Genomic DNA, 22,327 nt, shown 5'->3' with positions numbered 1-22,327 from the left:
TAAGTGCTACCGGTGCGTAAGTGGCTCTCTTCTTTGTATTTACTTCCCTGCAGAATTTACTGCATCTGTTTCTAAAACATGATGCGAAGACAAAAACCTGAGGAAACAGCCTCCGATCATCCGGCAACCTAAGGGGCTATATTTTCATTATACACAGAATATGGCCACACTGCACCAACAGCACACCGTCAGTTGTTCCGATTTTTGCGGTCCCTACTCATTTAACTGCCAAGAGAGCACCGCATTTTACTCAGAAGGGCAAACCAAGCCGGTCAGAAAGACGGCCCCATAGAATACGTCCGGCAACCCCTGCTTTCCATGCAAAATGGCCAGCTATTGGTTTGACAGGAGACGGAGGAAAAAGGGGCACCCCTGCGCCACTAAGATAATTCGCGAGGTGCTGCCCCATGACGGTCGCCATTGCAACGCCCCGCCCATTGTAACCGAGGCATGCCAGTAATCCTGCATCCGGCTCATGCCAATGGGGGTAGTGGTCAAGCGTTATACCAAGTTGCCCGTTCCAGCCATGGGTCCAGCCAACATCCTGCAATTCTGGCCAGAGAAACAATGCACGTTGCACCAGATACGGAAAAGCCAAGGCTCCCTGTAGATCATGTGAATATGATCGACCGCCCATTAACAGTCTTTTGTGTGCATCCACCCGATAATAGGTGGTAATTTGTCCCAGTTCATACAAAACTTCATGTTGAGACAGAATACGCTCGGCCAGTGCATCCGAAAGCGGGGAACTGGCGACAATACCGCTAAATACAGGGACCACGGACCGCCGAAGCTTATCCCATGCCTTGTCCGTATAGCCATTGGTTGCGAACACCAGCCGTTGCGCAACCACGCTACCTGCGCCTGTCTGCACATGCCATGCCCCCTCTTTACGGGCAAAGGACGCCACGCGCGTTGCACCGTAAATGGTAGCGCCTGCCCGTGTCGCTGCACGTGCCAATCCCCGGGTATAAGCGAGCGGGTCCAGTTGACCGCCCCGCATATCCAGCATCCCTCCACAATAAAGAGAGGTTCCTGTTCGGGCTTGCATTTCTTCCGGCTCAAGCCACTTCACGGGCCAGCCACGTTCCAGACATTGTCGTGTCAGTTCACGCAAGGGAGCAATCTGCACCGGAGCCGTTGCCGCACGGAGTGTCCCTCCGCGCTGCGCAGCGCAGTCTATGGCATGGCGCTCAATAAGTTCAAACACGCGGTTCGGCGCATTCCACGCGGCGTCAACCAGTGCTGGACCATGAACCGGGCCGAACTCTTTCTCAACCTCATCAGGAAGCGGCTTAAGACCGGGGTTAACCTGCCCTCCGTTCCGTCCGGAAGCCCCCCAGCCGGGCTGTTCCGCTTCCAGCACAATGACGGATGCGCCCTGTTCAGCAAGATGAAGTGCTGTGGAAAGTCCTGTCAGACCTGCCCCAACAATAGCAACATCAGTACGCACTGGCCCATCAAGGGGAGGATAAGCGAGGCCAGCCCCGCCATCCGCGGCATAGAGACTGGCCACGGTTTTCATGCTGTTTCACCGTATCCAAGAATGGCTTTGATTTCCAGGAAGTCTGTCAGACCAAACTCACTGCATTCGCGCCCATTTCCGGACTGACCGTAACCGCCAAACGGAGCCGCAACAGTCCAGTCTGCGCCATTGATATTTACGTTCCCGGCCCTTAACCGACGCGCAACCGCCCGAGCATGTTTCAGATCACCCGACTGAACATAAGCGGCCAGTCCATATGGCGTATCATTGGCAATCTGAATGGCATGCTCTTCATCATCATATGCCAGAATAGACAGAACCGGGCCGAAGATCTCTTCTCGTGAAATTGTCATATCCGGCTCTACATTTCCGAAGACAGTGGGCTTGACGTAATATCCTGTTTCAAGACCTTCCGGCTTGCCCAGACCACCAGTGACAAGAGTAGCGCCTTCTTCTATGCCCTTTGCGATCAGCGCCTGAATGCGGCCAAACTGGACATCACTGACAACCGGCCCAAGCTGTGTGGTTTCATCTGCCGGATCCCCCATTTTGAATGAGTCTGCCGTTTCTTTTGCAATGGCCATGGCACGATCCATTTTGGCACGCGGGACAAGCATCCGCGTGGGGGCATCGCAGGACTGTCCGGAATTGCTAAAGCAACCTTTAACACCTCGTCTTACAGCATCTTCAAAGTCAGCATCGGGAAGAATGATGTTGGGAGATTTCCCCCCAAGCTCCTGATGCACACGTTTGACTGTATCGGCTGCCAGTTTTGCAACAGCAGCACCCGCACGTGTTGACCCGGTAATAGAAACCATATCGACATCTGGATGGCGGGCAATGGCCTCACCAACTTCAGGCCCATCACCGTTAATCATGTTGTATACACCGGGAGGCAGACCGGCTTCCTCTATGATTTCACTAAAAACCAGTGCACTGAGCGGTGCAACTTCGCTAGGCTTCATAACCAGGGTGCAGCCGGCCGCCAGCGCAGGCGCCACCTTGCACATGATCTGGTTCATGGGCCAGTTCCAGGGTGTAATCAGGCCAGCAACCCCAACTGGCTCCCGCGTGATGAGCATATTGCCGCGCTGTTCATCAAACACATACGTTTTGAGCGCGGAAATCATTTCCTCCAGATGAGCCATCCCGGCCCATGTCTGACTGTCACGCGCCCGTGCGATGGGAGACCCCATTTCCTGAGAAATAGCCTGCGCCATATCCTCAGAGCGTTTTTTATAAATAACCAGAATACGTTCCAGAACGGCCAGTCGCTCTTCCCGTGTACTTACGGACCATGCGGGAAAGGCTTTGCGCGCGGAAGCCACCGCACGGTCCACATCCTGCGCATTTCCCATGGCAATGGTGGCGCAGGCTTTTTCAGTAGCCGGGTTAATAACATCAAGAGTGCGGGTGCCGAGGGGCGCAACCCATTGACCATCATAATAAAACTGCAAAGCATGGGACATGATTGTTAATTTTCCTTATTATACAAGATTGGTATCGACCATCAGGTAATTTGTTGCGATAGTCATATAAATGACAAGGACTGACAGATCATGACGGCTCTGATGCTCGCGCAGGGAATGCTCTGGATTGCGATTTTGCTGACAACGGCGGTAACCCTGCTGTTGCTGGAACGCATAAAAGCCCTTTATCGCAAAATCGCTCCTCTGGGCGCGCTGGCTCCCACGCAGCCTGCCGTAAACAGGCTGGATGCGCAGCATCTGACAACATTGGGCGGCCAAACGAGCGTAATTGGCGGACCAAGAGGGAACGGCAGAAAGCAGCTTCTGCTGTTTGTTTCGGGCGACTGTCCCGTTTCCCGGAAAATGGCTCCTATCACGCAGGATTTCTGCTACCGGGAAAATCTGGATCTGCTTTTTGTGGGTGACGATACGCCCCAGGCTCAGGAAGCCGCGTTGCACACCCTGCACATTGCAACGCACCAGATGGTCAATAGCGCAACGGTAGGCCGGTTGCTGGGTGTAGACCGTGTGCCATTTGCCGTCCTGCTTGGGCCGGATGGAACGGTGGAAGCCCGGGGGCTGGTCAACAACCGGGAGCATCTGGAAAGTTTGCTGGCCGTAACGGAAACAGGCCATGCCTCCATTCAGTCTTTTCTGGAAGCCAACCCGCATGCGCTATCGCCCTCTTAACGCGGGCACTGCGCAGCAGCGCGAGAAAGAACCTCTGCCCGTAGCTTCAACAGGTCTGTGGTGGTAAGGGGCTGTGCCCGCAATGTATGAACCTCTTGCGCAGTAAACGGTTTGGCTCCTGCGGGTGTGCTGCTTCTACCCAACCGGAACAGCACAAAGTTCATGACATCCGCCAGTTCCTGATCATCCCGAATAAGGGACATGGACACACCCGGCACCCGCACAAGATAGGCTCTGCCTTCAGCAGAGCAGTCAAATGTGCCTACATGGTCCCGCAATAGCGGGACAAAAGTGCGCGGAGAGGCCCCTTCAATCCCGTGACACCCTCCGCAATGGGTCAGATAGTTTGTGGTCGCGTGATCCAACAGGGCAGCGTCTGATACACAGGGACTTCCCCCACACACCAGAGCCGCAAACGCAGCCCCTGCCAGCCATTTTTTTCCCTTTGCAGGCAGAAATCTGCAAGCGGCAGCCATCTTATGGAATGGGATGCGCGGCATTCAAGGCGTTCCGTTCAGCCTGGATCTCTGAACTCTTCTTGGGGGTCGCCCGGGCGGCTTTTACCTCGTCAGCCGTAATGGTCGGGCTGGGTTTGCTGTCGCTCAAGGAAGCCACATAGGTCAGCACCGCAGCAATATCGTCATCTGACAAGGCTTTCAGGGACGGCATGAAGCCCGCATAGGTGACGCCGCCCGCCTGAATGGGGCCGTGAAGACCATTCAATACCACATCCGCCAGATAGGTTTTCCCTTCCGGGCTGGACGCAATTTTATCAATCCGGTTTTTGAGAACAGGAAACTGGCCAGGCATCCCTGCCCCGGCCGCCTGATGGCAGACCGAACAATTAGTATTATAGACCGCAGCGCCGTCAGACGCAGCATGGGCTGATCCTGCCATTACCCCCAGAACGGAAGCCGCTGCACCAGCGAAAAGAAATAAGCCTTTTTTGATCATGATGCGTTCCCAACAATGACTGACGTGGAACAGTTGTAAATTAACGCACCTGTTCCGAAACACCAGATGATATCGTTATTGGCCTGAGGGCGATAACTGGGCTGATCTCCCTCACTACCAAGGCACATGGGCTGGCTACACGCGTCCTGCCCGCAGCAATCCCGATAAGCAACCAGATAGGACTGTCCATCTCCCGGGTTGAAGCAGGTGCCAATCCATGAGGTTGGAGACGGACTTGTGCCCGGTGGACAACTATGAACCCCACCGCCGCAAGACGCACACAGGAACCCGTCAATCGCGCAATAGCGCCAATAATTACAGGCAGTGGGGTCTTTCGTCTGCGCATTGGCTGCAAACGGTGTGGGGGCCTTGAACTTTGCTGGCTGAGGCTTGGCTGGTGTAGCGGCAGAAGCACGTTCAACCGGCAAGGTTGGTACCAGCGCGCCAAATGTCACCCAAGCTCCTGCCCGCCCAAGCAGACTACGGCGCGAACTCCGGCTGGCAACATGGCGCGTCAGACGCTCTACCGCACGGTCAAGCAGACTGCGGCCCGTATCTTCTTTTTCTGAACGCGCCTTGTGGCGCGAAAATGCATCAGACTGCGACATGAAGAGACTCCTCCGTTAGGGCCTGACGCACCGGGGGCAGCGTGGCAACCAAAGCTTCAATTTCGCGGCGACTGCTGGCAATTTCCCGCGCGGTTATCACGCCTCGGGCATCCAACGCCACCAATGTGGGCAAACGTTCAATCTGCATGAGCAGCAGCAACTCGGTGCTGAGCAACAAAGGCACACCATCCAGAGAAGTACGACTGGCCATGGCGGAAAGAGCAGCAACATCCCCCTCTCCTATCAGGACCAGATCAAGATCGTGTTCCTTCGCCACAGACTGGGCGGTAGGCAATGTTCTCTTGCAAACGGGGCAGTCTGCCGAAACAAACATCAACACCATGGCGCGGCCGGAAGGATTGAAGCCACCAACAGAAACAGCCGCACCGTCCAGCGTACGCGCCGTAATCTGGGGCAATGCCTGACCGGCCTGCAAACCGGCAAGAACAGGCTGCACGCCAATAGGTGCCAGCCGTTCATGCAACACCCCGATCTGACGCGCCAGCACAAACACCCCTACGCTTAATGCAAGCACACAGACCGTTAACAGCACAGTGGAAACGATGAGAACAGTCATCATCAGATCCCGGCCTCACGCTTCAGGAGAGACACCGTGGCAACTGAAAGAAGCAGCATGGTAACGCCAACAAGCAGCCCTTCCACGCACAGGAAAAAAGAACCCGGCTGGCCACAAAGGCCAACAAGAAAAACCAGAAACGCCAGAGCAGCATTGCGAAAAACAGAGTTCCACGAAAGCCGGGCATCAATACCGGGAATACATCCACAGGCAAGATGTGTACGACCGCGCCAGACGTTAATGCCCATGGCTGTAGCGAACACCAGCAGAAGAAGCGCGGATATCACACCGGCAAGAAACGCGGCAAAGCCTGAAAAAAGCCAGACACCCAACGCTGTTTCCACAGCAATAATGCCATAGGCCGCAGGAAAAGCAGCATCAAGCGGTAGCAGACGATAGGCGGCAATATCTGACGCAAAACGGGAAATATCCGTAGCCTTTCCAATGCCGGTGAACAGGAACAGCGCACCAAAAGCGCCACTCCCTACCGCGCCCAGAACCTGTAAAGGAAGGCTCTGCATCCTCATTCACCCAGCGCGACCGTAAAGTACAGATCATCACCCAGATGCGGCATTTTTTTCATCTGCTTGCCGGTTTTCATATCCCAGATAAACAGGTCACCTTCATCATCATTAGTAAACAGAAGCGGTTTATCATCCTGCGTCACCCCTACCATGGTGGCCGGGGCAGGCAGAGGAATACGCCGCACAAGTTTATGCGTGGCTGTATCCAGTTCCCATACTTCCGTTCCCGCTTTTTTGTGTGTCCAGAATGTTCCCTGATGCATCAGCACAAACAGATGTCCGCTGGCATAATGCAGAGCAGAAAGCTGCCAGCCGCCGGGACGCCACGTCTTGGCAAAAGGCGCTTCGGCAGCCGGGGCTTTTTTCAGGCCCGCAGCTTCCTGAATGGACCAGGCAGGCTCAACCGTGCTGTCTGTCGAAAGAGCCGTGGGGTAAACCAGCCCGCTATAGGAGATAAACCACGTTTTGCCATCTGAACGACGAGTGGGACTATGTTCAAAAACGGCATCTTTTTCAGGGTCAAAGAATGGTTTGGTGTGCGTGACGCTCGCCTTGCCATCCTTCAGGCTGACATTGGCAAGACCACCATCGGCACAGATAGACGTGAACCCATCATTCCCCCACGGGTAGGCCAGAGCACACCCGGGCAAATCGACCGTCTGGCTGACCTTGTGGGCTGCTGTGTCAATGACGTGCACCGCATTTGTCGGCACCATTGAAAAAATATAGACGCGGCTGCCATCCTGATTAATGACAAGATTATTCTTTTTGGGCGTAACCAGCGCCCTGCCCGGCAGAACTTCATCATTGGTGATGGTGAGTGTCTGGGGGTCATAGGCGGGCAGCAGATCAAGGCGGTCTCCGCGGTTACCCCGCGACCATACTGTTTCAGCCACGTAAAATGCGCGCCCCCTGGGGTCCTGCACGACGTTGCCATTATAGGCGGCCTGGACCATGCCCAGCAATTTGCCCTGATCCGCATCCACCACATAAACCCGGCCATCCTTGGCATGGGTGCCTACTGTGTCCTGCACAAGAATGCGATGCGGGGTAACAGGAGAAAGCTTGATGATATCGCTTTCTTCCTCCTGCACCACAGGTTCATCCGCCCATGCCTTGACTGAAGTGACCGAGAACGCACCAAGTGCCATCATGCCCAGCACAAGAGCCGCAGTACCGGAGCGAAGAGCGGGAAAACAGTGCATAAAGTCAAACTCCTTGCCTGATAGGCCAGATGAAGACACAGCAAGGCTGCGCAGGTAAAATAAAAACGTCATGCTCCACCATCGGATGCATGGATACTCCGATGAAGTTTTATCCAGCCCCCGACGGTAATCAGAATCAGCGCGATTGACCCGGCAGCCAGCTCATGCCGCGTTTCCGGCGTCATCAGCATGGACAGCAGAACCCCAAGCAGCAGAGTGATGGCCAGCCAGCCTTTCCATGCAGACAACCGGTATAAACGCAGACGGGCGCAAACAATCATTACATTATAGAACATAATGAAAGTTCCGGTTGTGGCAACCAGAAAAGCAAACATGACGCCCGGAGAGAATATGGCTGTTGCAGAGATCAGAAGCGCGACAGCAGAACTGGCCAGCACAGCACGGCGCGGAAGGTGCGCCTGAGGAGACATGGCTTGCAGAACGCGGGGAGCGTCTCCCCTGCACGCCATCTCATAGACGACGCGAGAGGTGGCGTATAACCCGGAATTCAGGGTGGAAAGCGTTGCCGACAAGATCACACCGGTCATGATCATGCTGGCATACGGAACATGGAAACGGGTCAAAACCATCAAAAAAGGCGAAAAGCCCCGAATGTTATCCGACCATGGTATCAAACACAGAATTAACACGATGGATGTCAGATAAAACGCCAGAAGCCGCAGAGCGACCGTACGGGTGATACGCGCGATATTTCGGTCCGGATTATCAGATTCCAAGGCCGCAATGGTCGCAATTTCACTGCCTGTCATGGAAAACAGGACCGTTGGAATGGCTGCCAGAAAAGCAAAAACGCCCATGGGCATCAAACCGCCATGCCCGAACACATTCTGCGCCACGGTTACGGGCCGATTTCCCAGCAGTAGGCAACCGATGACAACAAAGGAACAAATTGCCGCGACCTTGATCATGGCAAACCAGTATTCAAACTCTCCATAGTTTTTGACAGAGAGCAGATTAATGGCTGTCATCACGGCAAGAATGAGTATCTCGATCAAAGCGTAAGGCAACGGAACATACGGTGCCAGAAGGGATGCTGAGGCAATGACCTCCACACCAAGAGTGGTCACCCACACAATCCAGTAAACCCATCCGGCCACAAATCCGGATAAAGGACCCAAGGCAAAGTGAATCTGGTTTACAAAAGATCCATGGCCCGGTGCATGCAGCGCAATATCCCGCAGCATGATGTTCACCAGAAAAACAATCAACCCGGATAAAACGTAAGAGATCAGGACACTTGGCCCTGCCGTCAGAATAGCACCTGAAGACCCGATGAAAAGCCCAGCCCCAATAACACCACCAAGAGAAATCATGGTGATGTGCCGCGGACGCAAACTCTTGGCCAGTGCGGGTGCTGGCGCATGAAGTGCGCCAGGGAGGTTTTCAGAACGATGCGCCTTGTGGCGAGAAGCCTCTGGAACAAACATAGTCACAGAGTACTCGCCCCAGGCGCAGCAGAGACGAACGGGAAAGTCTGCCGCTCCAGCAGTTCCACAACAGCACGGTGAGCCTGCTCAAATGCCGCATCTGTATGAGGGCTGGCTCCGGCATCCGAATTTGCAATGGCAATGCGGCCAAAGGGTTGCCGGGCTTTTACGCAGGGCCGATCAGACGTTTCCGTGAAAACCCAGTCCAGAGGATCATACAGGCTATTATAGGTGTAGGCATAACCATGCGGCCAGCGATTAACCGTAATGGCCGCAATATCGCGGTCGGCATCAAAACCACCGGGGCCGAGAATACGCTGCAACTGCTGGCGTATTTCATGTTCAAACTGTTCAAAAGTCAGACCCAGCAAAACACTGCGTCCAGCCCGATGCTGATCCCGTTTAGACAGGCCCGGCATGCCAAATGTTTTGATCATACGGACCACAATGGGTTTTTCCGGGTCAGTGGGGGCTTTCAGCCCACCCAGAGAGGCTGGCTCGGCAAGCTGCACATCCTCAAAAAACATCCCTGGACAGGAAATTTCTGAAATCCCCAGCTTCTTGAAAGCTCGCCAATTTTTCACCGCGACATTAACATAAGCGATCGGCCCTTTGACTGCATACGCAAGAGCTTCTTTCTGCGCAGCAGGAAGAGTGGGCACCATATAAGGGATGATCATATTCCAGCAGGCCAGCACGACCTGCTTGCCCCGCACCTTGCTGATTCGCCGTGGCGCTTCTTCTCCTGCAGGTGCGCACAATACCGAGACTGTCTCGGCCGTTTCTGGCGTACCATCATGCGCAATATTCAGCGCAAGCGTGCCTAACCTGATGCGAACTGGTTCTCCCGGTTGATCAAGCTTTGTGTAATCAAAGCTGGCAAGACCCATATCATCCTGAGAGCGAGCCTTTGTTGACTCTGGCACGAGATGCGCCACCAGAAGACGTGCAAGCGTTGCATTACCATCCGGAAAATGCACTGTTTCTTCTGAATCTTTCTGGCGACCATGCTGGCCGCCCTGTAAATCCGACAGCAGACCTTCAGGCAGTTCGCCCAACCCCAACCCCGAAAAACCAGGATACCCCATTGCCCATGCAAAAAGAGCAGGCAATGCATCGGCACCCACGCAAAACACCCCGGCTGCGGCCTTCTGAAATATGGCAGCAGCCGCAGGATCTATGTTGGCAACATTCAGAAGATACTCTTTGTAGGATTTGGTCGCGAGCAGCTTCTTTTTTTCAGAAAGGCTTTTTCCTGCCAGATAATCAGGCTGTTTGAAGTTCACAAGCCTGATCAGATCTTCACGCGCCTTGTCCGTAAGTGGTGCCGCTTTCAAGGCAGAGGCAGACAGAAAACGCCAGTGATCTTCCGCCTGATTCTGGCTTTTGCGCATAAGATAATCGCGTTGCCAGCCTTCCTGATTAAAAAACAGGCCCGCTTGCAGGCCCATATCTTCGTACGTTTTTCCTGTCTTCGTATTTTCTTTTTTATAGGCTTCTATATCCACGCCAATGTCAGACAGGATCATGGATGCCCACTGGTTGTATCGCTGTGGTGATTCCATTTCCAGCGTTCCACCATTCAGAACCAGATCATGTCCGTTAACGGAAAACTGATTTCTTTTTGCATGCCCGCCAAAATCATCATGATTTTCGATAATCAGAACAGTTTTGTCTGCACCTGCATATTTTTGAAAGAAATGTGCTGCTGAAAGCCCACTCAGTCCTCCCCCGACAACAATAAGATCATACACTTCTCCCGTGTCTTTGATCTCTTTTTCCTGAAGAGTGCCGTCTCTTAGGGCGTGGGCCGCTTCAAATGCGCCAGGATGACTGCCCCGCATGCCAGTACGTAACGGCGGGGACACGAAGTGATCAGAAGAAGAAGCCTGAGCGGAAGCTGATGGCAGAGTGGCAAAAGCACTCAGGCCGGTGGAAACCAGCATCCCTCCAACAAAATCGCGACGTGTAATGCGGTGCCGCATATCAGACCTATCATTATTCTGCTGATGGGATGGCTTCACGATCGGTTTAGAATTCTGCGCTTACTGTCCCAAAGAATTCACGAACAGCCCCTCGTTCAAGCGACTGATAATCTCCAGACATTGGGTTACCGTTCTGCCCCATCATGGAAATATATTTCGAGTTGAACAGGTTATAGACATTGAAATCTACAGAAAGGTTTTTGGCAAACCCAACCTTCCCAAAATTGTAGCGTGCGCCAGTGCTTGCCAGCCAGTAACCGGGCACCGAAGTATCATTCACGTAGCTGTAGTAACGCTTTGAGTAGTAATGAACGTCAAAGTGGGTTTCCAACCCTTTCCACCGATAAGACAGATTGGCTTTATACATAAACTGCGGGAAGTTTACGATCTTCTTTCCCTTGGTATAGTATATACCATCAGAAGTTGTAATATTTCCGCCATATGTTGAATGGTTGTAGCTGACACTATTATAGATCGCCAATCCCTTGATAGGAGTAAGCGTAACAGCGGCATCAACCCCGTTTGTATGCACTGTTGTGGGAACAACCGTGGAAACGGGAGCAAGAATAGTGCCTTCCGTTGCGGCCTGAAGCCGGTTTCGGGCATCTGCATGGTATCCGGCCAGGCTGGCCTGCACCAGTTTATCTGTATAGCGATACCCTACAGCATAGACCCAGTCTTTTTCTGGCGAGACGCTATGCTGAAGTTTTCTGAAAGCATCCTGATCCTGCACAGACCAGGGGGAGTTCCCTACGCCATTTGGCAGAACCTGATAAGTCCGCATGTTTTCCGCCAGATCAAAATAGAATTCATGATGCTGGAGAAAATGATAGCTAGCCCCCACATGCGGCAAAAAAGCGCTTGATGCTGTCATGCTGCCATTGGGAAGAGCATCCACCCCCGTATAGTCAGGATTGTTGTAAGTTGCCCCTCCGGCTGTGGTTGCCAGAACAGATTTAAAGCCCGCTGTTACGCGCAGATTTTCGATAGGACGCCACGTATCCTGTAGATGGAAGGCAAAATTGTTTGTTCTCCAGTTAAAGCCGTAGCCCTGCTGGAACGCTTTACCATATGTGTTGTACGGACCAACCGTTTTAAGAGGAGCACCTTCCCCTAGAGTTGGTTCATTGTACCAGAACAACCCTGCTTCCTGGTTGTTGTTTTCATACCATACGCCGGCATCAATATTGTGGTTGGCGATTTTGTACAAGAAGCTCGTGGTAAAGCCATAACGCTCCTGCCTGTTCTGCCAGACTTCCTCAGAAAATGGTGCTTCTGTATCAGCAGAAGGCGTAGAGGTATCGGCATAAGTATAATACCCTGTCTGGCTGGTACCGTAGAGAGTGGACCGCCAGCGCAGTCTGTCTGTCAGGGCAAGATCGAAATTCAGCCCCCCGGTGTAATTGGTTTCATGCTGACCACCGTCATACAGGTATGGTTCGTCCCCATTCTCCTCAATGGCATCAGTGGTCGGCAAAGAAATATTTCCAGCCGCATAATTATAGGCTTTTGCGTAATTGGGATAAAGATGCGGGGTGCGCCAGCCAAGCCCATTCAACATAGCCAAAGAAGTATCCCAGTAGCCCCACTCCGCCAGATCACTCCAGTTGAAGAAAGCCTTCATGACACTTTCATGCCCAATGGGCTGCACCAGCTTGGCGTCCACCTGCTGCTGGAACTGAGAACCGCCTCCGGCCCACATCCCCTCATCCGAGCGTGAATAGGCAGTCATGAACTTGGTGCCCGTGCTGTTCAGCTTCCCACTATCCAAGCGAGCATAGGTGCGGAAGGAGCTATAGCTACCAAAACCCTGAGAAACCTTACCCCCCAGTTGATCTTTGGGATCTCCGGTCTCGAACTGCATTGTTCCGCCCAGCGTGGACGTGGAGGGCACAGCCACACCGCCCGGACCTTCGGAGATAATGCTGCGGTCAATATCATCAGAAATGGCAGCCTGGATGATATTCAGGCCGTTATTGCTTTCATAGGTCTGATCATTCAGCGGAATACCATCCAGCGTTACGCCTAGCTGATCCATAAAGAAGCCACGCACATAAATGCTGGACCCCCACAAATCGATACCAAGAGGGTCTGTAGAACTGAAACTGACACCCGGCAGACGATCAGCCGATTTCAACACCGAAGTGCCGGGCGTAAACTGTTCCATGACAGCTTTGGAAACAACGTTATCCGCCCCGCGCGAAACACTGCGATGGGAACTGACTTCAACGGCTTCACTCCCCCCTTGCACCGGGCCCTGATGGTGCCGCGCAGCAGGAACGGTTCTAGCCGTTGAACGCGCTGGCGCCCGTGTGCCCGCATGTCGGGAACCGGGAGCCACATGCAGGCTTTGTGTAGGACGCGGCGCATGGTGGTTAACGGGAGTTTTGGGAGAAGCCACATCATCTGGTGCAGCCTTCGCCGACTCTGGAGAGAGCAGTGCAGGAAGTATCAACGTTGAGAATGACAAAGCGCATCGCAACGGCAGTTTGCGGCAGGCAACGGTGAAAGCCGCTGATTTTGTTTTTCTGCTCACGTGTGTTTCTTCCACTTTGAATATCAGATGCGGCAAAGGTTAAAAACGCTACTTGCGTTCAAAAGAGTCGAGGTCATGAAGAAAGAAACTCACGCGAGTTCCTCACAAAAGCGCCCATCATGCATGCTATTGCACACATACCAAACAGGCTGGATGCTTTAACTTACCCCTTATCACTCCCAGAAAACGTTTCATTTTCATGATAATATAAATAACAATGCCAAATCGCAACAGTTTTGTTGTCTTTTTTACACCCCGCAGCCCTCATCCATTGGGCTCCAGAGTGTTCAATATAAAAAACACTTCAAACAGAATTTTGTCAGCCTTGATGCAAATCTGCACACATCCGCCACCTTGCCATCAGGCAGAGTCTTTCATTACGATTAAAAAATATACACGACAGGAAAGGCGGGAATCATGGATGTTGGGGGTACGCTCTATGCCTTGCGCATGCAAAGGGGGTTGTCTCAGCGTGAACTGGCAAGGCGCTGTGGTGTTGCCAATGGCACAATTTCCCTTATCGAATCAAACGCCATCAACCCTTCGGTCGGGCTGCTGCGCCAGATCGTCAACTCACTTCCAATGAATTTGTCGGAATTTTTCGCGTTTGAACATAACGAGGAACGCAAGCTCTTCTATCGTGCCTCAGAGCTGAGAGAAATCGGCGGCAGGGGCATTTCCTACCGCCAGATTGGCACAAACCTGAACGGCCGCGCCCTGCAGATACTGAATGAAGTTTACGCCCCCCGCACGGATACAGGAAAAACCATGCTCCGCCACACAGGAGAAGAGGGCGGTGTTATCATCAGCGGAGAAATAGAGGTTACCGTGGGGGACCAGCGTGAAATTCTGGGCCCGGGAGATGCTTACTATTTTGATAGCAACCTTCCTCATCGCTTCCGTAATATTGGCACGGAACCGTGTCACATTGTCAGCGCAGCCACACCACCTAGTTTTTGAAGACAGATGGTTTTACTGCAACGTTACTGCCCCCAAAATGGGCCGTAACGTAAGTTGCTATGGCGGCAAGCTCTTCCGCTGTATAGGTTTTTGTGAAACCCGGCATAAACACCCGGCCCTGTACCGTTTCAAGGGATGTGCCCTCACGCAGAACCTGAATCAGATTAAGGGCTTCAGGATCTGACAGACTATGAGCCCCTGCCAAAGCGGCCCACTCCGACTGCCGACCCCGCCCATCTGGCAGATGACAGCCGGCACATGCCTGCACAAAAAGCATTTGTCCGCGGCTTTCCGTCTCGGTCCGGGTCTTGTCCTGCACCTTCAGACTACTTTGCACAACAGGCCCTTCTGCTATGGGGGCTAGACTGCGCAAATAGACAACAATCGCGGTAATATCTTCCGGTGTCATATAGCGGAGCCCGTGCTCTACTGCTTCTGCCATCGGGCCAGAGGCAGGGCCTTTACCGCTCGCCTTACCCGTCGTCAGATAAGATTTCAGTTGCTCATCTGTCCAACCGCCCAGACCATGGTTGGGGTCGGATGTCAGGTTATAGGCCCGCCACCCCATTTGCACTGTGCCCGCATACGCTTTGCTGCTCAGACCGTACGTCAAAGTGCGTGGCGTATGACACTGACTGCAATGCCCTAACGCTTCCGTTAGGTAGGCTCCCCGGTTCCATTCAGCCGATTTTCCCGACACAGGCTTGAAACGTTTGTCCGGATTATTCAACCAGTTCCAGAAGATCATGCTCCATCGCTGATTAAAGGGAAAGCTAAGCTGGTTCCTGGGTGGAGCAGCATGCTCCGGGCGCAAACTGAACAGATAGGCCTTGATTGCAAGAGCATCTTCATCGCTCATCAGCGTATAGGCCGTATAGGGCATGACAGGATACAGATGCTTTCCCCCGCGCCCGACACCTGAGCGAAGCATTTTCAGCCATTCTTCATCTGTATAATCGCCAATACCAGTTTTCTTATCTGGCGTGATATTTACGGCAAAGATGCTTCCAAACGGGAGAGTGAATGCTCTCCCTCCCGTCAGCTTTGTACCGCCCGGTTCTGCATGGCAAGCAGCACAATCAGCGGCCCGAAACAGATACTCTCCCTGCTTGATACGCTCTGCGCCTGCGCTATGCGCATCAGGAGCATTTCCTTGCGCAAAAGCCGCACAATAAAACATGCAGCCCAAGACAGAAGCGGCCCCTGTCATCCAGCCTTTCAAGCGGAATATCATAGCGCTGCATCCAGCTTACTGAACTGTTTTGCAAAGGGAATACGCCGCAAGCGTTTTCCTGTTGCCGCAAACAGAGCATTCGCCAGTGCTGGCGCGGCGGCTACCGTTCCAACCTCCCCAATCCCGCCAATTTCGGCATCAGGGTCAGGCACAAGGTGCACACGGATATCAGGAGCCTCATTAAGACGCATCATACGATAATTATGGAAATTACTCTGCTCTACCTGTCCATTTTTTAAAGTTATTTCGTTATAAAGCGCCATGGTCAGGCCAAAAATCAGCCCTCCCTGTATCTGCGCCACAACACCATCAGGAAAGACAATCGGCCCACAATCAACAGCGCTATCCACACGGATCAGTCGGATTTGTCCGCTTTTCTCGACAGCCACTTCAAGCACCGTTGCGGCCCAGGTCTGAAATGAATAATGCAGGGCTATTCCCAATCCATGCCCAACCGGGAGCGCCCTGCCCCACCCAGACTGTTTGGCAACTTCATCCAGCACTTTTATGGCCCGTGGCTGATGCGCCGCCAGCTTTTTCCGCAACGCCAGAGGATCCTGCCCGGAAGTGTGGGCAAGTTCATCAATCATGCTTTCAACAACAAACACATTATGTGTGGGGCCAACACCGCGCCACCAGAGCGTTGTGACAGCATCCGGTTCATCCCTGACAAACTCCACAAGCTGATCCGCCATGGCATACGGGGTCTGAGCAGCCCCTTCCACCGCATCCGGATCCAGACCGTTCTGCATCCCTTCCGGGTACCATCGCGCGGTGACAGCAGACCCTGTTGTACGATGATGCCAGCCGCTTATCGTGCCATCTGCGGCAAGCCCGGCAGAAATCCGATCATAATAATAAGGGCGGAACTGGTCCTGCGTAATATCTTCCTCGCGGGTCCATATCAGTTTGACAGGGTAGGACACCTGTTTGGCAAAGCGTGCGGCCTGACCGATCGAATTGGAATCAAGCCTGCGCCCGAAACCGCCTCCTATCAAATGGTTATGGACAGCAATACTTTCAGGCGGGAGACCCGTTGCATCCGCCACTTCCTGCCTCGCCCGTCCGGGAACCTGGGTTCCTACCCAGACATCTGCCCCGTCTGGCCTTATGTGCAACGTGGTATTGATGGGCTCCAATGCGGCATGAGCAAGAAACGGAAGTTCATAAACGGCCTCGATGCGCGTATGGGCACGTTTCAACGCCTCTTCGGCATTTCCGGTTTTCAACGCCGTTACGCCTGACTGTTCTGATGCCGCTTTCATACGTGCAACAATATCGGTCGTCGCAATATGGGCATTGGGACCATAATCCCACGCCGGGGCAGCAGCTTCCTGACCTTTGAGGGCGGCCCACATATGGCTGGCGATCACCGCAATGGCGTCAGGAAGTGTCAGAACATCCTCCACGCCGGGAACCGCCAGGGCGGCGGCCCGATTATAGCCGGTTAAGTGACCTCCTTTAACCGGGCACGCTTTAATGCACCCAATTTTCATGCCCGGTATTTGCACATCTATACCAAACCGGGCGCTCCCGTTTGTTTTGGCTTTTGTATCCAACCGGCGCGGACTTGTTCCAATCACCGTAAAATCCGTCGGTGACTTCAGCGTGATTTTTTTAGGAACCGGCTGACGCGCCGCGGCCTCAGCAAGGGCTCCGTAAGACGTGCTTCGCCCGCTTGCCTGATGAAAAACAGTGCCGTGCCGTGCTGTGCAGGCAGACGCCGGCACACCCCATTGTTCTGCCGCCGCCGCAATCAGCATCATGCGGGCCGCAGCCCCAGCTTCACGCAACGGCACCCAGCTATCACGGGTGGAAGAAGAACCACCGGTCTCTTCCTCGCCGGCAACACTATCCACGTAAGCGGGATCAGCGGGGGCGGCTTCTACACTGACCTGATCCAGTCCCACTTCCAGTTCTTCCGCCAGCAACATGGAAATACCGGTATAGATGCCCTGCCCCATCTCGGCATGCCGCATGATCAGAGTGACCGACCCCTGCGAGGTGATGCGGATAAAAGCGTTAGGACTAAAAACAATCCCTGTTACAGCATCCTGCGCTTTTGAAGCCCTGATAAGCGGCAACCCCGGGACAAATGCTGACAGCAGAAAGCTACCCCCGCCCGCCAGCACGCTACCCAAAAGGGCCCGCCGGGTCGGGAATGAAAGCCCCTCGCCTTGCGTGCGGTTCCATTTACGCATCCTGAGACGCCGCCCTATGGATTGCCTTGCGGATACGCACATATGTTCCACAACGGCAGATATTGCCCGCCATGGCATCATCTATATCGGCGTCAGTTGGATGCGGATTATTCTGCAAAAGGGCTGTTGCCGCCATAATCTGGCCAGACTGACAATATCCGCACTGGATGACTTCTTCATCCAGCCATGCCTGCTGCACTTTTGCACCAGCTTCAGTCTGTTCGATAGCTTCGATTGTCGTAATGGAATGGCCGGCTGCTGCTGCAACCGTCAAAAGGCAGGACCGAACCGGGGCACCATCCAGATGCACTGTACAGGCCCCACACTGGGCCACACCGCATCCGTATTTGGTGCCTGTAAGACCCAGAATATCACGCAAAACCCATAGCAAAGGCATATCAGATGGCACATCAACCGTCTGCGCCGCACCATTGATATGGAGATCAAAACTCATATAGCCGCGCCCTTGCTATGGTGCTTATGCTGTGTCCGGCAAACATAATAACGCGTATAGAAAGCGACCATGCCATTTTTAATTCTGCAGGGTCGCTGATCGTCAGGGTCAGAGATCACCCGTCAGAAACTGGGCACGCCCCAAGCCAAAACTCCAATGTTCATCGGAATTCTGCACGATGGAAACCATCAGATCAGCGGGAGCAAGGCCGCAGTCCTTTTCAAGCTTTTCTGCAAGAAGACGGTAAAACTCCGTAATCTGTTCTTTGGAACGTGGGCGTGAAACAACCTGCAACAGAACAACCTTGTCTGTGCGCGGAATGTCCAGGCCCGTATCTTCTATAATCATATGCGTTTTGTCATGCTCGGAAACCAGTTGGTACCGGTCTCGCGCAGGCACTTTAAAGGATTCAAGCATGGCAGCATGCGCAGAATCCAGCAGAGCGCGGATTTCTGCTGCGTTACGGCTACCTTTGACAATATGGAAATGGAGAAAAGGCATAACAAAGCATCCTTATATCAAGATGAAAAAGAGAAAGATTATCCTACGCTTTCTATAACTTTACCGAGTGTGCTCATCATGGTCTTCAACTCCTCTTCAGTCGAGATGAAGGGAGGCCCGAAAGAGATGATATCGCCCGTCACCCGCAGCAGCAGTCCCTGTTTCAAGGCTTCCTCAAACACGGCCGCCCCGCGCACACCAGCTCCAGCTTCAGCGGGTTTCAGTTCTACCGCTGCCGTCAGACCAATGTTCCGGATATCTGCAATCTGGGGCGTTCCTTTCAGGCTATGTGCAGCGTCTTCCAGAACGGGCTCCAGAGCCTTGACCCGTTCAAACAGACCTTCACTTTCCATGATGTCCAGCACCACATGGCCTACTGCCGCCGCCAGCGGATGGCCGGAATAGGTATAGCCATGGCAGAACTCAATGGCGTTCTGCGGTCCGGTCATGAAGGTGTTGTAGATTTCGTCCGTAACAATAACACCGCCCATGGGCACAATGCCATTGGTAATGGCTTTGGCAAAGGTAATGATATCCGGCTTCACGTCAAACCGTTGGGATGCAAACGGGGCCCCCATACGCCCGAAGCCGGTAATCACTTCATCAAAGATCAGCAGAATACCATGCTGCGTGCAAATCTCCCGCAAGCGCTGCAGATACCCCACCGGCGGCACAATCACGCCAGTTGACCCCTGCACCGGCTCAACAATCACGGCGGCAATGGTAGAGGCGTCATGAAGCGTTACAAGCCGTTCGAGATCTTCTGCCCGATCCGCGCCCCATGTGGGCTGACCACGGGTAAACGCCATGTGCTTGGGATCATACGTATGGCGCAGATGGTCCACGCCCGGCATCATGCCTGCAGCGAACATCTTGCGGTTGGACAGGATCCCCCCAACAGACATTCCGCCAAAGCCAACACCGTGATAGCCGCGTTCACGCCCAATCATGCGGAAACGGTTTCCGGCTCCCTTGATACGATGATAGCCCAAAGCCACCTTCAGCGCTGTATCCACCGCTTCGGAACCAGAATTAGCGAAGAACACATGGTTCATGCCTTCCGGAGCCATGTCAGCGATACGTTGCGCCAGAGAGAGGGCTCCCGAGTGGGTTAGCTGGAAACTGGGAGCAAAATCCAGTTTCTCGAACTGCTTCTGAAGTGCCTCTCCAATCAGCGGATGCGCATGCCCCAGAGGGGTGCACCACAGGCCAGACAATGTATCAAACACCTTATGGCCTTCGAGCGTCTGATAATAGGCTCCTTTAGCGGAAACCATCGTACGGGGGGCCGGATTGGCCCGCAATGCCCGGTTAGCCGTGAAGGGCTGCCAGTAAGTCCCTTTCTCCGCAGTCACAACCGGATCAAAGTTTGCTGTCATTTTCGACATAGGGAACGGTTCCTACTGTATCAACTATCAACGGCACAGACGCCTTCGGTAACAAACCGTAATAGGCTTTTGCCCGTTCGGCTATGTACAGTTGCAGCTTTTTCCCAGAAACTGTACTGATGATTTATGATCGATACGGCTTTCCCTCCTGTGAGACTGGACCCGCATTTACCGATCCCGCTTGTGTCTCAACTGGTTGATGCCGTTAAAACGCATATCCAGAATGGTCATTTCCCGGCGGAACAACGGATACCGTCTGTCAGGCGTATGGCTTCACTTTGCGGTGTCAGTCCTGTTACGGTCGCCAATGCCTACAGCAAGCTTGTTTCCTCCGGCCTACTGGAAGCACGTGACAGAGGGGGATACTATGTAAAACCCGTAACACTCGTTACCTCCCCACGTCCGCCGGTCAATTCGCTCTGGCTGCTTCAGCATGTGTTTGAAGACAATGCTCCCATTATAAAAGCTGGGTGCGGCTGGTTGGCACCACCTTATATATTTACAAGTGCAGTCAAGCGTGAGCTGACAAATCTGGCACAAAGCCAGAACCTTGCTTCCATGGTCGATTATGGCAGTCCGTATGGCTCCCTCTCCCTGAGGCGTGCCATCAAGCGCTTGCTGGCCCGCCGTGATATCCCATGCAGTGAAGACGGCATCATTCTCACACACGGTGCCAGTCAGGCTCTGGAACTGACATTGCGGGCTTTCGCACAGCCGGGCGACACCGTACTGGTGGATGACCCTGGTTACTGCAACCTTTACCCTCTTCTTCAAAGTCTTGGGCTAACCGCAATAGGGATCGGCCGCACGGCGACAGGCCCTTGCCCTTCTCTGTTCGAAAGGGCAATCAAAAAGCATCAGCCTCGGCTTTTTATAACAACGTCCGTCCTGCACAATCCTACCGGCGGTTGTGCTTCCGCAGAAAATGTAGCGGCCATTCATGCCCTTGCCGTCAAGCATGGCATTACAATGGTAGAAGACAATATCTTTCTTGACCTCACCCCAGAAAGCCAGCCCTGTCACGCACGTTACGACAAGCTACAGAACATTATTCATATTGGCAGTTTTTCGAAAACCATCGGACCTGGCTTACGGGTTGGATATCTGGCTTGCCCTCCAGAAATTGGAAAACGCATTCTGCGTTACAAAATGGCTGCTGGCTTAACCACCGCAGGCCTGAATGAAACGCTGGTGCATGGTATTATCCAAAGTGGTCAATATGGCCTCCACCTAACTGATTTACGAGAGAGGCTGTTCCAAACACAGAAGATCGTCTACCGCTCTTTGCAAGATGCTGGCATGAAAGTCTATCTTCGGCCTATGGGCGGATTATTTATCTGGGCACGTTTTGAAAAAAACGTTCATGCACAATCTGTTTCTGAGCGCGCCGCAACAAAAGATATCATGCTCGCCCCCGGCCATTTATTCCGCCCAGAACGATCCGATTCACAATGGTTTCGTTTCAATGTGACACACACAAACGAACCACGCCTTTACGATTTCCTGAAACAAGAAAATAATATTTAATAAATATAAGTTTTTTGTATGATCCATCCACACCCCTTACAGAGAAGATACCTTTTAAATCCAAGCCTCAAAAATGGACAATTCTAAAAACATCTCGCGTTGACTTTTGAGGTACGATTCTATTCTTCTCGACTGTAATGGAATGAGAGAATGGACTAAAAAAGCCCGATTTCTATGACGTTGATGATAGGCTTACCCACCTGAGCGGTCCGGGTGGCCAACTTGAAGCGTTTCCTGAAGCGTAGAGTTTGATATATTCGTCGAAAATTAGAAAAAATCTTGGAGTAGTTGAACGAAAGTAAAGTTAGCCCTCTTTCTTTTGATGTGGCTCTGATATTCAAGACTCGGATAAACCGGATCATCAACGCCAGTCTGATGAACAAACCGAGTATCTAATCAACGATAACCTGCCCTTCATGATTTTCCGCAGGCTTTCCGCCACAAAACCTCTCAATTAGATCTTTTACCAGCTTGATCGAGACTACCTCGCGGTCAATAGGAGCAGCATGACACTCTGAAAGACGAAAACTGTTTTCATCGACAGGCACTCTTCCCGTTCGTCTAACGCATGTCCGTCTCT

At 53.1% G+C, this 22,327-nt stretch carries 19 protein-coding genes and 1 pseudogene; 4 read left to right on the top strand and 16 right to left on the bottom strand.

Translation table 11 applies throughout. The features are described 5' to 3' along the window. Positions 1 to 250 precede the first annotated feature (250 nt). Entirely contained in the window at positions 251 to 1,525 is a 1,275-nt protein-coding gene (locus ASN_RS09745) for an NAD(P)/FAD-dependent oxidoreductase (protein WP_058988059.1), read from the bottom strand. After that, entirely contained in the window at positions 1,522 to 2,955 is a 1,434-nt protein-coding gene (locus ASN_RS09740) for an aldehyde dehydrogenase family protein (RefSeq protein ID WP_058988058.1), read from the bottom strand. The genes ASN_RS09745 and ASN_RS09740 overlap by 4 nt, the downstream gene beginning before the upstream one ends. Before the next feature lie 90 nt (positions 2,956 to 3,045). Here ASN_RS09740 and ASN_RS09735 point away from each other — a divergent pair, with 90 nt between their 5' ends. Beyond that, complete coding sequence (locus tag ASN_RS09735; RefSeq protein WP_058988057.1) at positions 3,046 to 3,645, top strand: thioredoxin domain-containing protein; 600 nt, start codon at positions 3,046 to 3,048, stop codon at positions 3,643 to 3,645. Here the strand turns inward: ASN_RS09735 and ASN_RS09730 are convergent. From ASN_RS09730 to ASN_RS09690, 9 genes are all read right to left on the bottom strand, one after another. Next, a complete protein-coding gene (locus tag ASN_RS09730; RefSeq protein WP_231948166.1) occupies positions 3,642 to 4,145 on the bottom strand; it encodes a c-type cytochrome in 504 nt (167 codons plus the stop codon). The two genes, ASN_RS09735 and ASN_RS09730, sit on opposite strands and share 4 nt — an antisense overlap. After that, positions 4,123 to 4,599 carry a c-type cytochrome gene (locus tag ASN_RS09725; RefSeq protein ID WP_006558027.1) on the bottom strand — a complete coding sequence of 159 codons (477 nt, stop codon included), beginning with the start codon at positions 4,597 to 4,599 and terminating at the stop codon, positions 4,123 to 4,125. Before ASN_RS09725 ends, ASN_RS09730 begins: the two co-directional genes overlap by 23 nt. Further along, a complete protein-coding gene (mauA, locus tag ASN_RS09720; RefSeq protein ID WP_058988055.1) occupies positions 4,596 to 5,207 on the bottom strand; it encodes a methylamine dehydrogenase (amicyanin) small subunit in 612 nt (203 codons plus the stop codon). The genes ASN_RS09725 and mauA overlap by 4 nt, the downstream gene beginning before the upstream one ends. Further along, a complete protein-coding gene (locus ASN_RS09715; RefSeq protein ID WP_058988054.1) occupies positions 5,194 to 5,787 on the bottom strand; it encodes a redoxin family protein in 594 nt (197 codons plus the stop codon). Before ASN_RS09715 ends, mauA begins: the two co-directional genes overlap by 14 nt. Continuing rightward, positions 5,787 to 6,305, bottom strand: a complete 519-nt coding sequence (locus ASN_RS09710) for a MauE/DoxX family redox-associated membrane protein (protein ID WP_058988053.1) — start codon at positions 6,303 to 6,305, stop codon at positions 5,787 to 5,789. The genes ASN_RS09715 and ASN_RS09710 overlap by 1 nt, the downstream gene beginning before the upstream one ends. A gap of 2 nt (positions 6,306 to 6,307) precedes the next feature. Continuing rightward, the gene (locus ASN_RS09705) at positions 6,308 to 7,513 is read right to left on the bottom strand and encodes an amine dehydrogenase large subunit (protein WP_058989267.1); all 1,206 of its coding nucleotides are present in this window, start codon (positions 7,511 to 7,513) and stop codon (positions 6,308 to 6,310) included. Positions 7,514 to 7,581: 68 nt separating this feature from the next. Next, on the bottom strand, positions 7,582 to 8,961 hold the full coding sequence (locus tag ASN_RS09700; protein ID WP_082666638.1) for an amino acid permease: 1,380 nt from the start codon (positions 8,959 to 8,961) through the stop codon (positions 7,582 to 7,584). 2 nt (positions 8,962 to 8,963) lie between these two features. After that, complete coding sequence (locus tag ASN_RS09695) at positions 8,964 to 10,946, bottom strand: NAD(P)-binding protein (protein WP_058988052.1); 1,983 nt, start codon at positions 10,944 to 10,946, stop codon at positions 8,964 to 8,966. Positions 10,947 to 10,992: 46 nt separating this feature from the next. Further along, a complete protein-coding gene (locus tag ASN_RS09690; protein WP_231948165.1) occupies positions 10,993 to 13,482 on the bottom strand; it encodes a TonB-dependent receptor in 2,490 nt (829 codons plus the stop codon). Positions 13,483 to 13,899: 417 nt separating this feature from the next. On the opposite strand from ASN_RS09690, the gene ASN_RS09685 reads away from it, so the two are divergent. Beyond that, positions 13,900 to 14,442 (top strand): cupin domain-containing protein, encoded by a 543-nt coding sequence (locus tag ASN_RS09685; RefSeq protein ID WP_006558035.1) that lies wholly within the window; start codon positions 13,900 to 13,902, stop codon positions 14,440 to 14,442. On the opposite strand, the gene ASN_RS09680 is transcribed toward ASN_RS09685, so the two are convergent. From ASN_RS09680 to ASN_RS09660, 5 genes are all read right to left on the bottom strand, one after another. Then, positions 14,432 to 15,676 carry a cytochrome c gene (locus ASN_RS09680; RefSeq protein ID WP_058988051.1) on the bottom strand — a complete coding sequence of 415 codons (1,245 nt, stop codon included), beginning with the start codon at positions 15,674 to 15,676 and terminating at the stop codon, positions 14,432 to 14,434. The two genes, ASN_RS09685 and ASN_RS09680, sit on opposite strands and share 11 nt — an antisense overlap. Beyond that, positions 15,673 to 17,877: a xanthine dehydrogenase family protein molybdopterin-binding subunit gene (locus ASN_RS09675; protein ID WP_231948164.1), complete on the bottom strand. Its 2,205-nt coding sequence runs from the start codon at positions 17,875 to 17,877 to the stop codon at positions 15,673 to 15,675. Before ASN_RS09675 ends, ASN_RS09680 begins: the two co-directional genes overlap by 4 nt. Beyond that, positions 17,870 to 18,331, bottom strand: a complete 462-nt coding sequence (locus tag ASN_RS09670; protein ID WP_058988050.1) for a (2Fe-2S)-binding protein — start codon at positions 18,329 to 18,331, stop codon at positions 17,870 to 17,872. Before ASN_RS09670 ends, ASN_RS09675 begins: the two co-directional genes overlap by 8 nt. 108 nt (positions 18,332 to 18,439) lie before the next feature. After that, positions 18,440 to 18,832: a tautomerase family protein gene (locus ASN_RS09665; RefSeq protein WP_058988049.1), complete on the bottom strand. Its 393-nt coding sequence runs from the start codon at positions 18,830 to 18,832 to the stop codon at positions 18,440 to 18,442. Positions 18,833 to 18,870: 38 nt separating this feature from the next. Continuing rightward, positions 18,871 to 20,220, bottom strand: coding sequence for an omega-aminotransferase AptA (locus ASN_RS09660; RefSeq protein ID WP_039903797.1), 1,350 nt, complete (start codon positions 20,218 to 20,220; stop codon positions 18,871 to 18,873). A 126-nt stretch (positions 20,221 to 20,346) separates the two neighbouring features. Between ASN_RS09660 and ASN_RS20465 the strand changes: the two are divergent. Together ASN_RS20465 and ASN_RS09655 are read left to right on the top strand one after the other, a co-directional pair. Further along, positions 20,347 to 20,532 (top strand): annotated as a pseudogene (locus tag ASN_RS20465) (GntR family transcriptional regulator); the annotation flags it as partial. 246 nt (positions 20,533 to 20,778) lie between these two features. Further along, positions 20,779 to 21,747 carry an aminotransferase-like domain-containing protein gene (locus tag ASN_RS09655; protein ID WP_330937335.1) on the top strand — a complete coding sequence of 323 codons (969 nt, stop codon included), beginning with the start codon at positions 20,779 to 20,781 and terminating at the stop codon, positions 21,745 to 21,747. Positions 21,748 to 22,327 lie beyond the last annotated feature (580 nt).

The organism is Acetobacter senegalensis, assembly GCF_001499615.1.
Classification (GTDB): Bacteria; Pseudomonadota; Alphaproteobacteria; order Acetobacterales; family Acetobacteraceae; genus Acetobacter; species Acetobacter senegalensis.
The sequence above is the reverse complement of the archived record's forward strand: the minus strand, read 5'-3'. Positions and strand labels throughout refer to the sequence as shown.

Excerpts from the sequence above, each read along its gene's own strand:
- ASN_RS09745 (WP_058988059.1), bottom strand. The coding sequence starts at position 1,525 with ATGAAAACCGTGGCCAGTCTCTATGCCGCGGATGGCGGGGCTGGCCTC.
- ASN_RS09740 (WP_058988058.1), bottom strand. The coding sequence starts at position 2,955 with ATGTCCCATGCTTTGCAGTTTTATTATGATGGTCAATGGGTTGCGCCC.
- ASN_RS09735 (WP_058988057.1), top strand. The coding sequence starts at position 3,046 with ATGACGGCTCTGATGCTCGCGCAGGGAATGCTCTGGATTGCGATTTTG.
- ASN_RS09730 (WP_231948166.1), bottom strand. The coding sequence starts at position 4,145 with ATGCCGCGCATCCCATTCCATAAGATGGCTGCCGCTTGCAGATTTCTG.
- ASN_RS09725 (WP_006558027.1), bottom strand. The coding sequence starts at position 4,599 with ATGATCAAAAAAGGCTTATTTCTTTTCGCTGGTGCAGCGGCTTCCGTT.
- mauA (WP_058988055.1), bottom strand. The coding sequence starts at position 5,207 with ATGTCGCAGTCTGATGCATTTTCGCGCCACAAGGCGCGTTCAGAAAAA.
- ASN_RS09715 (WP_058988054.1), bottom strand. The coding sequence starts at position 5,787 with ATGATGACTGTTCTCATCGTTTCCACTGTGCTGTTAACGGTCTGTGTG.
- ASN_RS09710 (WP_058988053.1), bottom strand. The coding sequence starts at position 6,305 with ATGCAGAGCCTTCCTTTACAGGTTCTGGGCGCGGTAGGGAGTGGCGCT.
- ASN_RS09705 (WP_058989267.1), bottom strand. The coding sequence starts at position 7,513 with ATGCACTGTTTTCCCGCTCTTCGCTCCGGTACTGCGGCTCTTGTGCTG.
- ASN_RS09700 (WP_082666638.1), bottom strand. The coding sequence starts at position 8,961 with ATGTTTGTTCCAGAGGCTTCTCGCCACAAGGCGCATCGTTCTGAAAAC.
- ASN_RS09695 (WP_058988052.1), bottom strand. The coding sequence starts at position 10,946 with ATGCGGCACCGCATTACACGTCGCGATTTTGTTGGAGGGATGCTGGTT.
- ASN_RS09685 (WP_006558035.1), top strand. The coding sequence starts at position 13,900 with ATGGATGTTGGGGGTACGCTCTATGCCTTGCGCATGCAAAGGGGGTTG.
- ASN_RS09680 (WP_058988051.1), bottom strand. The coding sequence starts at position 15,676 with ATGATATTCCGCTTGAAAGGCTGGATGACAGGGGCCGCTTCTGTCTTG.
- ASN_RS09675 (WP_231948164.1), bottom strand. The coding sequence starts at position 17,877 with ATGCGTAAATGGAACCGCACGCAAGGCGAGGGGCTTTCATTCCCGACC.
- ASN_RS09670 (WP_058988050.1), bottom strand. The coding sequence starts at position 18,331 with ATGAGTTTTGATCTCCATATCAATGGTGCGGCGCAGACGGTTGATGTG.
- ASN_RS09665 (WP_058988049.1), bottom strand. The coding sequence starts at position 18,832 with ATGCCTTTTCTCCATTTCCATATTGTCAAAGGTAGCCGTAACGCAGCA.
- ASN_RS09660 (WP_039903797.1), bottom strand. The coding sequence starts at position 20,220 with ATGTCGAAAATGACAGCAAACTTTGATCCGGTTGTGACTGCGGAGAAA.
- ASN_RS09655 (WP_330937335.1), top strand. The coding sequence starts at position 20,779 with ATGGTCGATTATGGCAGTCCGTATGGCTCCCTCTCCCTGAGGCGTGCC.